The following is a 13,305-nucleotide window of genomic DNA, read 5'->3' as shown; positions in this document are numbered from 1 at the left end:
TCGCTTAGAAAGAAGTTCCCACCTCATTGGAGGCGCCATGCGCGTGGGACTGCTCGGGCTGGGCCGGATCGGAGCCTTTCACGCTGCGACGCTCGCCGCCCATCCGCTGGTGGACGAGCTGATCGTGGCCGACCCTGTGCGCAGCTCGCCGTACGGCAGGCCGGGAGACCCCTTCGAGGCGGACGCCGTGGTCATCGCGACGCCCACGAGCACCCACGCCGAGCTGCTGCTCAACGCGATCGACCGGGGGATCCCGGTGTTCTGCGAGAAGCCGGTGGCCACCACGATCGCCGAGACCCTGCGGGTGCTGGAGGCGGGCAGGGGCAAGCACGTGCAGATCGGCTTCCAGCGCCGCTTCGACCCCGGCTACATCGCGGCCGCGACCGCGCTGCGCGAGGGGGAGCTGGGCGAGCTGCACCGCGCCCACCTGATCACCGCGGACCCGGCGCCGCCGCCGGCCGAGTACATCCCGCTGTCGGGCGGCATCTACCGCGACTGCCACATCCACGACTTCGACATCCTGCGCTGGGTCACCGGGCGCGAGGTGGTGTCGGTCTACGCCACCGGCGCGAACCGGGGCGCCGACTTCTTCCGCGCGGCCGGCGACGTCGACACCAGCGTCGCGCTGCTCACCATGGACGACGGCACTCTGGTCACCGTCCAGGGCTCGCGCTACAACGGCGCCGGCTACGACGTGCGCATGGAACTGGCGGGCACCAAGGGCACCCGCGCCGTCGGGCTCGGCCCGCGCGCGCCGCTGACCAGCATGGAAGGCCTGCAGCCCGGAGGCGAGCCGTGGCCGGACTTCGTGACCCGCTTCCAGACCGCCTACGTCAACGAGATCGACGCGTTCCTGCGCAGCACGTCCAGCCTGTGCACGATCGAGGACGCGCTGTCCGCGCTGCGCGTGGCCGAGGCCTGCGAGCGGTCGCGGCGCGAGGGGCGCCCGGTGGAGGTGGAGCGATGAAGGTCGCCGGTGCGCCGATCTCGTGGGGCGTCTGCGAGGTGCCCGGCTGGGGCTACCAATTGCCCGCAGACCGCGTGCTGAGCGAGATGCGCGAGCTCGGCCTGACCGCCACCGAGCTGGGCCCCGACGGCTTCCTGACGCAGGCGAAGATCGAGGAGTACGGCCTGCGCAACGTCGGCGCCTTCGTGCCGGTGGTCCTGCACGATCCCGGGCACGACCCGCTCGCGGAGTTGTCGCCCGACGTCTCGGAGATGCTGGTCCTGGCCGCCGCCACCGGCACCGACGGCTACGACCTCCGCCCTGAGCTGGGCGCGGAGGGCTGGGCCACGCTGCTCGCCAACCTGGACCGCATCGCCGCCGCGGTGCCGAACGTCTGCCTCCACCCGCACGTCGGCACCATGATCGAGACGCGCGAGGAGGTCGAGCGGGTGCTCCAGGGCAGCTCCATCCCGCTGTGCCTGGACACCGGCCACCTGCTGATCGGCGGCACCGACCCGGCCGAGCTGGTCAGGGCAGTGCCGGGACGCATCGCGCACGTGCACATGAAGGACGTGGACGGCCTGCTGGCCGGCCTGGTCAGGAAAGGCGAGCTGACCTACACCCGGGCGGTCGGGCGCGGCATGTACCGCCCGCTGGGCCAGGGGGACGTGGACGTCACGGCCATCGTGCACGAACTCGGGCGGGCCGGGTACCAAGGCTGGTACGTGATGGAGCAGGACGTGATCCTTTCGGGCCCGCGGGACCAGCCGGTCGACGACGTCCGGCGGAGCCTGGCCTACCTGGACGGAGTGGGGGTTGGCTGACTACGGCGAGCTGCGCCGGATCAGGGCCAGGAACCCCGAGCGCATCGCGGCGGCGGCCGCCGCCCGCCGCCGCAGGCCGCTGCTCGGCGACCGCGACCAGCTCATGATCATCGCCGCCGACCATCCGGCCAGGGGCGCGCTGGGCGTGGGCGGCCGGCCGCTGGCCATGGGCAGCAGGGTCGACCTGCTCGAACGGCTCGCCGTGGCGCTGGCCAGGCCGGGTGTCGACGGGCTGCTCGCCACCCCCGACGTGGTCGAGGACCTGCTGCTGCTCGGCCGCCTCGACGACACGATCGTGATCGGCTCGATGAACAGGGGTGGGCTGCAGGGCGCGGTCTTCGAGTTCGACGACCGCTTCACCGCCTACGACGCGGGCACGATCGCCCGCATGCGGCTCGACGGCGGGAAGATGCTCTGCCGGATCGCCCTCGACGAGCCGGGCACCGTCGACACGCTGGAGGCGTGCGGCCGGGCGATCACCGAGCTGGCGGAGAACGGGCTGGTGGCGATGATCGAGCCGTTCTGGTCGCGGCGCGCGGGCCACGACCTGTCGCCCGAGGGAGTGATCCAGGCGATCAGCGTGGCGCAGGGGCTCGGCGCCACGTCGGCCATGACCTGGCTGAAGATCCCCGTCGTGGCGGACATGGAACGGGTCATGCAGGCCACCACGCTGCCCACGCTGCTGCTCGGTGGCGATCCCGGCGACACGCCCGACCTGGCCTACGCCGCCTGGCGCAAGGCGCTGCGGCTGCCGGGCGTGCGGGGGCTGGTGGTGGGCAGGGCGCTGCTGTACCCGCCGGACGACGATGTGGCCGCCGCCGTGGACACCGCCGTGGCTATGCTCGGCTCGTCTTGACGGCGGGCTGGAAGCCGCGGGCCAGTGCGATGATCGCGCCCGCCAGCACCAGCGGGGCGGCGAAGGCCACCCGGTAGCCGCTGGCGTCCGCGATCGGGCCGATCAGTGCGGCGCCCACGATGAAGCCCACGTAGTTGAAGAGGTTGACCCGGGCGATGGCCACCCCGGTGCCCGCCGGGTCGAGCCGACCGGCCGCCGAGAACGACTGCGGCGCCACGACCGACAGCCCGACCCCGGTGAGCCCGAACGCGATGATCGCCAGCGGCTGCGTCGGGGCCACGACGACACCCAGGAACCCCAGCGTGGCGATCGCGCCGCCGATCCTGACGATCGCGGCCGGGCCGTACCGCCTGACGGCGACGTCGCCACCGAGCCGCACCACCAGCGTGGTGGCCTGGTAGGCCGCGAACGCCAGCGGGATCACGTTGTCGTTGGCGTGCATGATCTTGTCCATGAAGACCGTGCTGAAGTTGGAGACCGAGGAGTCGCCGATGTACAGAAAGCCCATCGCCAGGCACAGCGGGATGATCGGGCCCCACGGGAAGCGGCCGGTGGCCGTCTCGACGCTCTCGGCCTTCTCCTCCTCGATCGTGCAGAGCTTCGGCGCGGCGTAGAGCGAGCCCGCCACGGCGAACACCATCGGCACCGCCATCACGACCGCCAGCGGCAGGTCCTTGCCGACGGCCGACGCCCACAGCGCCCCCGCCAGGCTGAGCACGCTCCACAGGCAGTGGAAGCCGTTCAGCACCGGCCTGCCGTACCGGCGTTCGATCGCGACACCCTGCATGTTCATGCCCGCGTCGACCGCGCCGACCGCCAGACCGAACAGCAGCAGCGCCGGGACCAGCAGCGGGACGTTCGGCGCCAGGCCGGCCAGCACCACGGCCGCCGCGACCAGCGGCTGCGCGATCCGCAGCAGCAGCTTGCTGCCCAGGCGCGCGGCGAAGGCGCCCGCGCTCACGCTGCCCACGCCCGCGAAGACCGGCACGATCAGCAGCAGGACCGTGAGGGCGAGGTCGGAGAGCTCGTGCTTGTTCTGCAGCGAGGCGACCTGTGTGAGCAGTGTGGCGAACGACAGCCCCTGCACGGCGTAGACGACGAACGTGGCGATGCGGGCCTGACGATCACGCGGAGACGGCACGATGGCCTCCAGACGGGGGGATGAAACATGAGGCGCCGTCAGGTTAGCCGTTTGGCCTGCTCCTTCGCCAGGGCAGGACATGTCCTGCCCTTTACAGCCGTGAGGATACACTTCCGATCTCTCGGTAGGTTTGTTGCTCTTTCGTTACCTGATAAAGTGCCTGGGTGACACGCCGGGGATACGCCACGGGCGAGGCGCGACGGGAGCGCATCCTCGCCACCGCACTGCTGGAGTTCGCGGAGAACGGCTATCGCGGGGCCTCCCTGGCCCGCATCGCCGAGCGCGTCGAGCTGTCACAGGCGGGGCTGCTCCACCACTTCAAGTCGAAGGAGCGGCTGCTGATCGCGGTCCTGGACTACCGCGACGAGGCCGACATGCGCCGCTTCGACTTCGGCAAGCTGACGGGCATCGCGGCGCTCAACGCGCTCGCGGACGTGGTCGACTACAACTCCCGGGTGCCCGGCCTCGTCCAGCTCTTCTCGGTCATCAGCGGCGAAGCGGTCACGGCCGACCACCCGGGCCACGACTGGGCCAGAACCCGCTATCGCCGCCTGCGCGCCAGCCTGGCCTCGGCGCTGCGCCGCGGCGCGGAAACCGGCGAGTTCCGAGCCGACCTGGACGCCGAAGCCCACGCCGACCGCCTGATCGCCATGATGGACGGCCTCCAGACCCAATGGCTCATCGACCCGGACAACGTCGACATGCCGCGAATCTTCCGCACCTACGTCACCGACGTCATCGCCACCCTCCGCCCCTAGCTCCCCCTGTTGCCCCGGGGATTAGGGGCATGGAGGATGCGGGGATGCGTTTCTCGATAAATGTTCCGAATTTTGGGGACTTTGCCGATCCCAGGACCGTGGCGGCGCTGGCCGTGGCCGTCGAGGAGGCGGGGTGGGATGCGCTGTTCGTGTGGGATCACGTCGTGCATCACAAGCGGCTTCGCCGTACCTTCGCCGATCCGTGGATGCTGTTGACCGCGGCGGGATTGGCGACCTCGCGGATCCGGCTGGGGGCGATGGTCACCCCGGTGGCGCGGCGGCGTCCGCAGCAGTTGGCCCGGCAGGTCGCCACGCTGGACGCGCTGACCGGCGGCCGGGTCGTCTTCGGGGCGGGGCTGGGCGGGCCGATCGAGGACGAGTACGGCAGCTTCGGCGAGCCCACCGACCCCGTCGTGCTGGCCGAGCGGCTGGATGAGGGGCTCGGGCTGCTGGAGCGCTACTGGTCGGGCGAGGCGGTGACGTTCGAGGGCGAGCACTACCGGGTCGACGACGTGACCCTGCTGCCCGCCACGGTGCAGCAGCCGCGCCCGCCGGTGTGGGTGGCCGGGTTCTGGCCGCATCGCAGGCCCATGCGGCGGGCCGTACGGTGGGACGGTGCGGTGCCGCTGTTCGCCTCAGCCACCCACGGGTTCCTGCCGCCGCTCGACGAGGTGCGGGACCTGGTGGGGTTCCTCCGGCAGGAGCGCGGGGACGACGAGCGCTCCTTCGAGATCGTCCTCGGCGGCCTCACCCCCGGGGACCCGGCCAAGGCCCGCGACATGATCGGCCCCCTGGCCGACGCGGGCGCCACCTGGTGGGACGAACGCCAGATCATCACCGGCCCCGACCTCGACAAACTCGAACCCGTCCTCCGCCGCGTCGAACAGGGCCCTCCCAGGCTTTGACCTCGCCGTACGAGTAATTTCGGGCGGAGTGCGACGTTTGGGCATTGAAGTCCGGGTATGTAGAAGAGTGCCCACTGGTGCCACTGTGGTGCGTGTCCGGTCGTCGGGATTCTCCGACGACCGGACGTCTATCTCACGGGCTCGGGCGCGGTTGTCGCGGGTGTACGGCGGGCCCCCCAGACGCCCAGTGCTGTGAGTGAGGCGAGCTCCGTGACCGCCAGGCCGCGTTCGACCAGGCCGAGGGGCATGACCTGCCACCAGGCCGTGCCACTGCGAGCACCGAGGTAGACCATGGTCGCGATGCCCACCACCCAGGCCACCGACACCACGCCGAACAGGAACGCCACCACCGCGGGACGCCGTCCTTCGATGCGCCGCCAGGGGTGGGCGATGATCAGCACCGCGATGGGCAGGGCGAGGAAGGCGGCGAAGCTTGCCGTGCGGTGGATGCTGCCGCTCAGGCTCGGCCCCACCGACCAGTCGTGCTTGTGGAACGTGGCGGTCACCAGCAGCCCGACGGACCACACCATCATCGCCAGAGTCCCCACGGGCCCGGCCAGCTTCCTGCGTGCCAGAGAGAGGCCGATCAGCGCCGATCCGGCGGCCAGAATCCCGACTCCCAGCCCGAACACCCACGCCTCCGGCCCGAGCCCGTGCTCGCTGATGGTCCGCCGGATCGGGTCGACCTGGTCGAGCCGCAGCAGGTCCAGCGCGACGATCACCGCCGCCCCCACGTAGACCGCGACGAGCCCCCACCGAGCGCCCCGATGCACCGCCACCCCCAAACCCACGTCTTGATCACAACAACGCCCCGACCCACCCCCAGATTCCACAGTGCCTCGCGCGTGTGTGTGTAGTCAGTGGGCGAGGGCTTGTTTGATCAGGGAGTCCGAGAGGTCGCGGAGGCGGCGCCTGGCGTCCGGGTCGTAGGCCTGGGGATCGGCTAGGGCCTCGTGCCGGCCGTTGAAGTAGCGGCCCGTCACCTCGTCGCGAGCGTTCACCAGGCGCATCGTGGCGTCCGCGCCCTCCCCGACGGTGCTCAGGATCGGTGCTCCGGCTTCCCTGACCATGGTGGTGTCCATGTAGGTGGCCGGGTGGAGGGCGTTGACCGTGACGCCCTGGGAGGACAGTTCCTCCGCCAGGTCGATGGTGAACATGATCTGGGCGAGCTTGCTCTGGCTGTACGCGCGCTGCCCGCCGTACCCGTGTTCGAGCATGGGGTCGGAGAAGTCGATCGCGTGCTGACCGGCCGAGGCGACGTTGACCACGCGGGTGGTCAGCAGCGGCAGCAGGCGGCGCGTCAGGTGATAGCCCGCGAGGTAGTTGACGGCGAAACGGAGCTCGATGCCGTCCCTGCTGAGCTCACGCCCGGAGCCGGGCTTGCCGCCGCCGATGCCGGCGTTGTTGATCAGGACGTCCAGGTGGTCGTATCGGTCGAGGACCCAGGTGGCCATGGCGTCGACGGCGTGCAGGTCCGCGAGGTCCGCCCGGATCCCGTCGGCCTGCCGTATCTCGGAGCGGCCGTGCGCGATGACGCGGTCGCCGGCGGCCGTCAGGCGGCGAGCCAGCTCGTGGCCGAGCCCATGGGTGGAGCCGGTGATGAGGATGGTTCGCATGAGGCCTCCCGACAACGGCGAATTTTCCCTGGTTACGAGGCCATGACACCTCATCAGGGAGTGATTGACGTGACGATTGGTGATCTAACGGTCAACAGGATCGGCTACGGCGCGATGCGGTGCTCGACCACGCCGACGAGCAAGGCATTGCTTTCCTGCCGTTCTTCCCGATCGCGGTCGACGAGCACGCGGGCGAGGACGGCCCCCTGGCGACCGTGGCCAAGGAGGCCGGCGCCACGCCCGCCCAGGTCTCGCTGGCCTGGCTGCTGCGCCGCTCGCCCGTCGTGCTGCCCATCCCGGGCACCTCGTCCGTCGCCCACCTGGAGGAGAACCTCGGCGCCCTGGACGTGCGGCTCACCGACGACCACGTCGCCGCCCTCGACAAGCTCGGTCTCTGACGGGTCAGGCCTTGAGTCGCCCGCCGCCGTCGACGGTCAGGACGGTCCCGGTCACGAATCCGTTGTTCACCACGAACGCGATCGTGGCCGCGACCTCCTCGGCGTTGCCCACCCGCCCGACGGGCGCCATGGCCGCCGAGTTCGACAGCACCGCGGACCGGATCGACGGGTCGAGCGTGGACCACCAGTCGGTGTCGATCACGCCGGGGGAGACCGCGTTCACCCGGATCGGGGCCAGCTCCAGCGCCAGCCCGGGCACGGTGGCCTCGAGCCCGCCGTTGACCGCCGCCAGCGCCGACACCCCGGGGAACGAGGCCCCGGCCGAGGCTGCGGTCACGAACGTGATCGACCCTTGCGGGCTGAGCACCTCGAGCGCCGCCTGAGCCGTCAGCAGGTGCGGGATCAGCTTGCCCTCGACACCCCTGACCAGGTCGTCCCTGGTCAGCGTACGAAGCGGCCCGGCGCCACCGCGGGCCGTCACGGTGATCACCACGTGGTCGACCGTGCCGAGCCCGGCGAAGAACTCCCTGGTCGCCTCCACGTCGGTGGCGTCAACGGCCTGCCCCGAGGCGCGGTCGCCCAGCTCCTTCAACGCCGACTCGACCCGCTCGGCCGACCGCCCGGTGATGACGACCTCTGCGCCGCTCTTCTCCAGCAGGGCGGCCGTGGCCAGGCCGATACCGGTGGTGCCGCCCACGATCACTACGCGCATCGCGCTCTCCTCAATGACTAAATACGAGACATCTTGCCTCGAAACTATAAAACGAGGCACGGTGTCTTGTAAAGTGGCGGTCCATGGTGGGAAGACCGCGCAGCGAGGAGTCCAGGAAGGCCATCCTCAAGGCCGCGCTCGAGCTGTGTGCCCGTGACGGCTACCAGAACGTCACGCTCAAGGGCATCGCCGAGGCCGCGGGCACCGGCAGGCAGACCCTCTACCGCTGGTGGCAGACCAAGGCCGAGGTGCTCCTCGAGGCGATGACCGACCTGGTCGGCCCCAAGGTCGAACCGCCACCGGCCAGTGGTGACGCGCGGGCGGACCTGGTGGCCTTCCTTGACCGCACGTTCACCGTGGCGGGCGGCCCGGCGGGACCGGTGATCGTGGGGCTGATGGCCGACGCGCAGTCCGATCCCGGCTTCGCCGCCAAGCTGCGTGAACGGCTCATAGGGCAACGCAGGCAGGCGCTGCGCGAGGTGCTCGAAAGGGGCGTGCTGCCCGCGGGAGCCGATCCGGAACTCGTCGTCGACGTGATCTTCGGGGTGATGTGGTACCGGCTGCTCAACCGGCACGCCCCCGTCGACCGCTCGCTGGCCGCGGAACTGGACGACCTGCTTGCGCGAATCGCCTGACACGCCGCCAGAGCCAGCGAATCCCCCGCCTGCCGGATATCGTCGGAAGTGTGAATGAACGCCCGGGATCCTGGCTACCCCGCCTGCAGGAAGTCGGAGAGCGGCTGGCCGAGGAGTTGGTCTCGGTGCGCCGCCCCAAGGAAGGCGACGTGCCGCCTCCGCACGAGCTACGGGCCTCGGACGACGATCGCGAACGCATCGCTCAGGTGCTGCAGGACGCGCACGCCGACGGGCGCATCACGCTGGACGAGCTCGAGGAGCGCCTGGGCGTGCTGTACTCCGCCCGCACGCTCGGCGACCTCGCCCAGCTCACCGGCGACCTGCTGCCCGCCGACCAGCAGCCGCTCAACCTCGACGGCCGCCCGGTCTCGGCGATCTTCAAGAAGGAGCAGCGCGGCGGCCGCTGGGTCGTGCCCGCCGAACTCAGCGTCACGGCCATGTTCGGCACCACGACGCTCGACCTGCGTGACGCGATCCTGCAGAACCGCCGCATCATCATCAACGCCACGCTGGTCTTCGGCGGGCTGGAGATCCACGTACCGGAGGACCTGGAGGTCATCCGGATCGCCAAGGGCGAGACCAAGCGCCTGACCAAGCAGCCCACCGCGCCGGACGCCCCGGTCGTGGAGGTCCACACGACGAACTTCGCCGGCGAGGTCAAGGTCAAGGAGCCACCTCGCCGCAAGCGCCGCCGCTGAAGGCTCAGCCGGCGCTGTCGAAGTTGATCGCGCTGTAGGCCCGGAGCTTCCAGAGCTGGTGCTCGCTCTCCACCTTGCGGATCGTGCCCGAGCGCCCGCGCATCACCAGCGAGTGCGTGACCGCGACGCCGCTGCGGAAGCGCACGCCCTGCATGAGCTCGCCCTGCGTGATGCCGGTGGCGGCGAAGAAGACGTCGTCGGAGGTGACCAGGTCGTTAGTGGTGAGGACCTGGCCGAGGTCGTGCCCGGCGTCCAGGGCCTTGCGGCGCTCGGCCTCGTCGCGCGGCCACAGCTTGCCCTGGATGACGCCGCCCAGACACTTGAGCGCGCACGCGGCCACGATGCCCTCGGGGGTGCCGCCGATGCCGAGCATCAGGTCGATGCCGGTGCCCTCGCGGGCCGCCATGATCGCGCCGGCCACGTCGCCGTCGGGGATGAACTTGATCCGCGCGCCGGTCTCCCTGATCTCCTTGACCAGCCGCTCGTGGCGGGGCCGGTCGAGGACGACGACCGTGACGTCGGCGGCCGAGCAGCCCTTGGCCCTGGCCACGGCGTTGATGTTGGCGGCCACGGGCGCGTCGATGTCCACCACGTCGGCCGCCGCCGGGCCGGTGACCAGCTTCTCCATGTAGAACACGGCCGACGGGTCGTACATCGAGCCGCGCTCGCTCACCGCGATCACGCTTACGGCGTCGGGCATGCCGAGCGCGGTGAGACGGGTGCCGTCGATCGGGTCGACCGCCACGTCGCAGTCGGGGCCGCTGCCGTCGCCCACGTGCTCGCCGTTGTAGAGCATCGGGGCGCGATCCTTCTCGCCCTCGCCGATGACCACCACGCCGTTCATGGACACCGTGTTGATCAGCTGGCGCATGGCGTTGACCGCCGCGCCGTCGGCGCCGTTCTTGTCGCCCCTGCCGACCCAGCGGGCCGCCGCCATCGCGGCCGCTTCCGTGACGCGAACCAGCTCCAGTGCCAGGTTCCGGTCGGGGGCGTGCTCGCCCGTGGCCAGGGCTGCGGGTACGGACGTCTGATCGGACATGATGCGGCCTCCCAAGTGGACAACTGACTCGATGGTAGTTGTCCCCTCTTTCCCGGTCAGCGGAGGATAATGTGCCTGCCTTGGCTTACTCCCGTTTCCCGGCGCGGGTTTTGGTCGATACACAGTGCGCGATCAGGTTCGTGTCCGGCACAAAGGAGATCGAATGAGCGACGTGGATCAGGCGGTTACGGGGCGGGGGGCCGCCACCCGCGCCGCACTCCTCGCGGCTGCCCGCGAGGTGTTCATCCGCAAGGGATTCGCCGAGGCCGGCGTGACCGACATGGTGGCCAAGGCCGACGCCAGCGTCGGCAGCCTCTACCACCACTTCTCCGGCAAGGCTGACCTGTACCTGACGCTGTTCGAGGAGTTCCAGGCCCGCCAGACCCGGCGCACCAAGGACGCCGCCCGCGACGCCCGCGCCAGGGGCGAGACCGACCCGATGCGGGTGTTCATCGACTCCGCCCGCGCCTACCTCGAGGGGTGCCTGGAGGAGCAGGACGTCGCTGCGCTGTTCCTGCGCGGCGACGGGCCTCCCGGGTTCGAGGTCGTGATGCGCGACCGCTTGCGTACCTGGGCCAGGCGCAACGCGGCGCTGTTCGAGGACGACCCGGCGCTCGTCGTGGTCATCACCGGCGCGCTGGCGGCCGCTGTCAACGAGGTCGTGCCGACCGGCAACCGCGCGCTGGCCGAGGAGGTGCTCGCCATCATCGGCCAGATCCGACCGGTCGCTTCGGCAGGCGGCCCTGCCAACGGGTAACCTCGCCAGATGTGCGACGGTTCACCGAGGGTTTCTGGGGCTACGCGGTAGCTCTGTTCGTGTGCGTGGCTGCGGCCGCCCTGTTCCTGCTCGTCACGCCACAGAGCAGGGAGGAGCACATCCCCAAGCTTGACTACTCGATCACCGTCGCCAACTTCGGTCACAGTGTGCCGTACAAGGTCTGGGCCCCGGTGAAGGACCCCGCCGGATGGGTGCCGAACAGCAACCGCATCGCCAAGGGGGCCAACGGCGCGCAGGTGCTCTCCCTGGGCTACGCCACGGCCAAGCGGCAGCACGCCATGTTCATCCAGAGCGACGAGAAGCCCGCGGCCGACTTCGCCAACCGCATGGCCAACAGCGACAAGTCGGTCGGCACCGCTCAGATCAACGGGGCCACCTGGGACAAGCGGTTCCGCGAGGACAAGAACCAGCGCAGCCTCGTGCTCGCCCGCCCCGACGTCACCCTGGTCATCACCGGCACAGCCGACTGGCCAGAACTCACCGAACTAGCCACCACCCTCCAGCCCCGCTGACCAGGCCTCCTCTTCCAGCGCGGCGTCTCTTCCACTAGGGCACGCCTTTTCTCCCAGTGCGGCATCTCTTCTGCCACGGCACGTCTTTTCTTCCGCTACGGCGTCTCTTCTGCTACGGCGGGTCTTTTCTTCGGGTACGGCGTTTCTTCTGCTGCGGCGCGTGCTGAGATCCGGATGGCCGGATTCCGCGACTCGGAGGGCAATGTCCTGTCGCTGATGACCTAGGACGTGACCGCCTCGGCCAGCGCCGCGAAACCGCGTTTGATGTCGTCGACCGTCATGCCGCGCTCGTCGCGCTGGAAGCAGATCAGGCTCGCGTTCAGCGGCGCCAGCAGCGCGTCCGCGAGGAAGTGGGGATCGCACCCGGGCTTGGCCTGGGCCAGCAGCGTGGCCAGGTGCGTGTGGTGGACGCGGTACGGCCCGCCGTACCTGCTCTTGCCGTCGCCCGACTCCAGCAGCAGGAACATGTCGACCTGGTCGACGATGCGGTCCACCAGGGCGGACAGGAAGGCCCTGACGCGGGCGGCGGGGGGAGCGCCGGGGCCGATCGGTGGCGGCCCGCTCAGGAACGCCTGCTGGAAGCGGCGCTCGCGCTCGTCGAGCAGCGCGTAGAGCAGGCCGCTGCGGTCGCCGAACCTGCGGTAGACGGTGCCTACTCCGACGCAGGCCTCGCGGGCCACCTCGTCGAGGGACAACTGCTCGGCGCCGCGGTCGTCGATGATCCGGGCCGCCACGTCGATGATCTTCTGCCGATTCCGCGCTGCGTCGGCTCGCTCCGGTTGTGGCTGCCCGATGATCGGCAGCGGCTGGCGCTTGGGCATCCCTCTCCCCTCGGGTACGAGGATAACGGTTGTAACCGGAGAATTCTCCGGTTAATGTTGACAAACGAATCGGAGAACCCTCCGCTTAAGGAGTCGAGCATGGCGGACAACTTCAACCAGCAGGTCATCGACGAGTTCCGGGCCAACGGCGGCAAGGTCGGCGGCTATTTCGAGGGCTCCGCGCTCGTGCTGCTGACGACCAAGGGGGCCAAGAGCGGCAAGCTCATCACGACGCCCGTGATGTACCTCCCGGACGGTGACAGGTACGTGATCATCGCTTCGAACGCCGGGGCGGACAACCACCCGGCCTGGTACCACAACCTGCTCGCCAACCCCTCGGCGACGGCTGAGATCGGCACGGAGACCTTCGAGGCCAAGGCCGAGTTCATCGACGGTGAGGAGCGGGACCAGCTCTACGCCCGCATGGTCGACGTGGCTCCCGGCTTCGCCGAATACGAGGCCAAGACCACCCGCCGCATCCCTGTCCTCGCCCTCCACCGAGCCGCCTGACCCGAACCTCCCGTCCTGAGCGCCGCAACCCCCACCTCTTGCGGCTCCACCCGAGCCCTGGGATTCCCGGCAGGCCTCGCTGGCCACCGGGCCGCCACCCCATGCAGCCTCACCCGAGCCGTGGGATCCCCGTAGGTTCCCCTGCCGTGGGGCCCT

General features: G+C 70.2%; 17 protein-coding genes. 11 read left to right on the top strand and 6 right to left on the bottom strand.

Features of this window, described 5'->3' with window-relative positions; translation table 11 throughout:
• The first annotated feature begins 37 nt into the window (after positions 1-37).
• The 3 genes from ACIBHX_RS21905 to ACIBHX_RS21895 are packed head-to-tail and all read left to right on the top strand — an operon-like array spanning position 38 to position 2,626.
• A complete protein-coding gene (locus ACIBHX_RS21905; RefSeq protein ID WP_397069002.1) occupies positions 38-967 on the top strand; it encodes a Gfo/Idh/MocA family oxidoreductase in 930 nt (309 codons plus the stop codon).
• A complete protein-coding gene (locus ACIBHX_RS21900; RefSeq protein ID WP_397069001.1) occupies positions 964-1,770 on the top strand; it encodes a sugar phosphate isomerase/epimerase family protein in 807 nt (268 codons plus the stop codon). The genes ACIBHX_RS21905 and ACIBHX_RS21900 overlap by 4 nt, the downstream gene beginning before the upstream one ends.
• Positions 1,763-2,626, top strand: a complete 864-nt coding sequence (locus ACIBHX_RS21895) for a deoxyribose-phosphate aldolase (protein WP_397069000.1) — start codon at positions 1,763-1,765, stop codon at positions 2,624-2,626. The genes ACIBHX_RS21900 and ACIBHX_RS21895 overlap by 8 nt, the downstream gene beginning before the upstream one ends.
• Here ACIBHX_RS21895 and ACIBHX_RS21890 read toward each other — a convergent pair.
• On the bottom strand, positions 2,607-3,767 hold the full coding sequence (locus tag ACIBHX_RS21890; RefSeq protein ID WP_397068999.1) for an MFS transporter: 1,161 nt from the start codon (positions 3,765-3,767) through the stop codon (positions 2,607-2,609). The two genes, ACIBHX_RS21895 and ACIBHX_RS21890, sit on opposite strands and share 20 nt — an antisense overlap.
• A gap of 164 nt (positions 3,768-3,931) precedes the next feature.
• Here ACIBHX_RS21890 and ACIBHX_RS21885 point away from each other — a divergent pair, with 164 nt between their 5' ends.
• Both ACIBHX_RS21885 and ACIBHX_RS21880 read left to right on the top strand, forming a co-directional pair.
• Complete coding sequence (locus ACIBHX_RS21885) at positions 3,932-4,525, top strand: TetR/AcrR family transcriptional regulator (RefSeq protein WP_397068998.1); 594 nt, start codon at positions 3,932-3,934, stop codon at positions 4,523-4,525.
• A gap of 44 nt (positions 4,526-4,569) precedes the next feature.
• A complete protein-coding gene (locus tag ACIBHX_RS21880) occupies positions 4,570-5,430 on the top strand; it encodes an LLM class flavin-dependent oxidoreductase (protein ID WP_397068997.1) in 861 nt (286 codons plus the stop codon).
• Between the two features lie 128 nt (positions 5,431-5,558).
• Here the strand turns inward: ACIBHX_RS21880 and ACIBHX_RS21875 are convergent, their stop codons facing one another.
• Both ACIBHX_RS21875 and ACIBHX_RS21870 read right to left on the bottom strand, forming a co-directional pair.
• Entirely contained in the window at positions 5,559-6,221 is a 663-nt protein-coding gene (locus ACIBHX_RS21875; protein WP_397068996.1) for a DUF998 domain-containing protein, read from the bottom strand.
• A 66-nt stretch (positions 6,222-6,287) separates the two neighbouring features.
• Positions 6,288-7,046 (bottom strand): SDR family NAD(P)-dependent oxidoreductase, encoded by a 759-nt coding sequence (locus ACIBHX_RS21870; protein ID WP_397068995.1) that lies wholly within the window; start codon positions 7,044-7,046, stop codon positions 6,288-6,290.
• Between the two features lie 119 nt (positions 7,047-7,165).
• Here ACIBHX_RS21870 and ACIBHX_RS21865 point away from each other — a divergent pair, with 119 nt between their 5' ends.
• Complete coding sequence (locus tag ACIBHX_RS21865) at positions 7,166-7,444, top strand: aldo/keto reductase (RefSeq protein ID WP_397068994.1); 279 nt, start codon at positions 7,166-7,168, stop codon at positions 7,442-7,444.
• Positions 7,445-7,448: 4 nt separating this feature from the next.
• On the opposite strand, the gene ACIBHX_RS21860 is transcribed toward ACIBHX_RS21865, so the two are convergent.
• Positions 7,449-8,156: an SDR family oxidoreductase gene (locus tag ACIBHX_RS21860; protein ID WP_397068993.1), complete on the bottom strand. Its 708-nt coding sequence runs from the start codon at positions 8,154-8,156 to the stop codon at positions 7,449-7,451.
• Positions 8,157-8,239: 83 nt separating this feature from the next.
• Here ACIBHX_RS21860 and ACIBHX_RS21855 point away from each other — a divergent pair, with 83 nt between their 5' ends.
• Positions 8,240-8,791, top strand: coding sequence for a TetR/AcrR family transcriptional regulator (locus tag ACIBHX_RS21855; RefSeq protein ID WP_397068992.1), 552 nt, complete (start codon positions 8,240-8,242; stop codon positions 8,789-8,791).
• Between the two features lie 50 nt (positions 8,792-8,841).
• Positions 8,842-9,489, top strand: a complete 648-nt coding sequence (locus ACIBHX_RS21850) for a DUF1707 domain-containing protein (RefSeq protein WP_397068990.1) — start codon at positions 8,842-8,844, stop codon at positions 9,487-9,489.
• 4 nt (positions 9,490-9,493) lie between these two features.
• Here the strand turns inward: ACIBHX_RS21850 and glpX are convergent, their stop codons facing one another.
• On the bottom strand, positions 9,494-10,528 hold the full coding sequence (glpX, locus tag ACIBHX_RS21845) for a class II fructose-bisphosphatase (protein WP_397068989.1): 1,035 nt from the start codon (positions 10,526-10,528) through the stop codon (positions 9,494-9,496).
• Positions 10,529-10,691: 163 nt separating this feature from the next.
• Between glpX and ACIBHX_RS21840 the strand changes: the two genes are divergently transcribed.
• Together ACIBHX_RS21840 and ACIBHX_RS21835 are read left to right on the top strand one after the other, a co-directional pair.
• Complete coding sequence (locus tag ACIBHX_RS21840; RefSeq protein WP_397068988.1) at positions 10,692-11,285, top strand: TetR/AcrR family transcriptional regulator; 594 nt, start codon at positions 10,692-10,694, stop codon at positions 11,283-11,285.
• Positions 11,286-11,296: 11 nt separating this feature from the next.
• A complete protein-coding gene (locus tag ACIBHX_RS21835) occupies positions 11,297-11,818 on the top strand; it encodes a DUF4245 domain-containing protein (RefSeq protein ID WP_397068987.1) in 522 nt (173 codons plus the stop codon).
• Between the two features lie 221 nt (positions 11,819-12,039).
• Here ACIBHX_RS21835 and ACIBHX_RS21830 read toward each other — a convergent pair whose 3' ends face one another.
• Positions 12,040-12,639, bottom strand: a complete 600-nt coding sequence (locus ACIBHX_RS21830; RefSeq protein WP_397068986.1) for a TetR/AcrR family transcriptional regulator — start codon at positions 12,637-12,639, stop codon at positions 12,040-12,042.
• Positions 12,640-12,738: 99 nt separating this feature from the next.
• Here ACIBHX_RS21830 and ACIBHX_RS21825 point away from each other — a divergent pair, with 99 nt between their 5' ends.
• A complete protein-coding gene (locus ACIBHX_RS21825; protein WP_397068985.1) occupies positions 12,739-13,149 on the top strand; it encodes a nitroreductase family deazaflavin-dependent oxidoreductase in 411 nt (136 codons plus the stop codon).
• Positions 13,150-13,305: the final 156 nt, after the last annotated feature.

This window comes from Nonomuraea sp. NPDC050536 (genome assembly GCF_044457685.1).
In the GTDB taxonomy this organism is placed as follows: Bacteria; Actinomycetota; Actinomycetes; order Streptosporangiales; family Streptosporangiaceae; genus Nonomuraea.
This window is presented reverse-complemented; position numbering and strand designations above follow the sequence as displayed.

Coding starts and splice junctions, on each gene's coding strand:
- ACIBHX_RS21905 (WP_397069002.1), top strand. CDS start 38: ATGCGCGTGGGACTGCTCGGGCTGGGCCGGATCGGAGCCTTTCACGCT.
- ACIBHX_RS21900 (WP_397069001.1), top strand. CDS start 964: ATGAAGGTCGCCGGTGCGCCGATCTCGTGGGGCGTCTGCGAGGTGCCC.
- ACIBHX_RS21880 (WP_397068997.1), top strand. CDS start 4,570: ATGCGTTTCTCGATAAATGTTCCGAATTTTGGGGACTTTGCCGATCCC.
- ACIBHX_RS21870 (WP_397068995.1), bottom strand. CDS start 7,046: ATGCGAACCATCCTCATCACCGGCTCCACCCATGGGCTCGGCCACGAG.
- ACIBHX_RS21860 (WP_397068993.1), bottom strand. CDS start 8,156: ATGCGCGTAGTGATCGTGGGCGGCACCACCGGTATCGGCCTGGCCACG.
- ACIBHX_RS21855 (WP_397068992.1), top strand. CDS start 8,240: ATGGTGGGAAGACCGCGCAGCGAGGAGTCCAGGAAGGCCATCCTCAAG.
- glpX (WP_397068989.1), bottom strand. CDS start 10,528: ATGTCCGATCAGACGTCCGTACCCGCAGCCCTGGCCACGGGCGAGCAC.
- ACIBHX_RS21840 (WP_397068988.1), top strand. CDS start 10,692: ATGAGCGACGTGGATCAGGCGGTTACGGGGCGGGGGGCCGCCACCCGC.
- ACIBHX_RS21830 (WP_397068986.1), bottom strand. CDS start 12,639: ATGCCCAAGCGCCAGCCGCTGCCGATCATCGGGCAGCCACAACCGGAG.
- ACIBHX_RS21825 (WP_397068985.1), top strand. CDS start 12,739: ATGGCGGACAACTTCAACCAGCAGGTCATCGACGAGTTCCGGGCCAAC.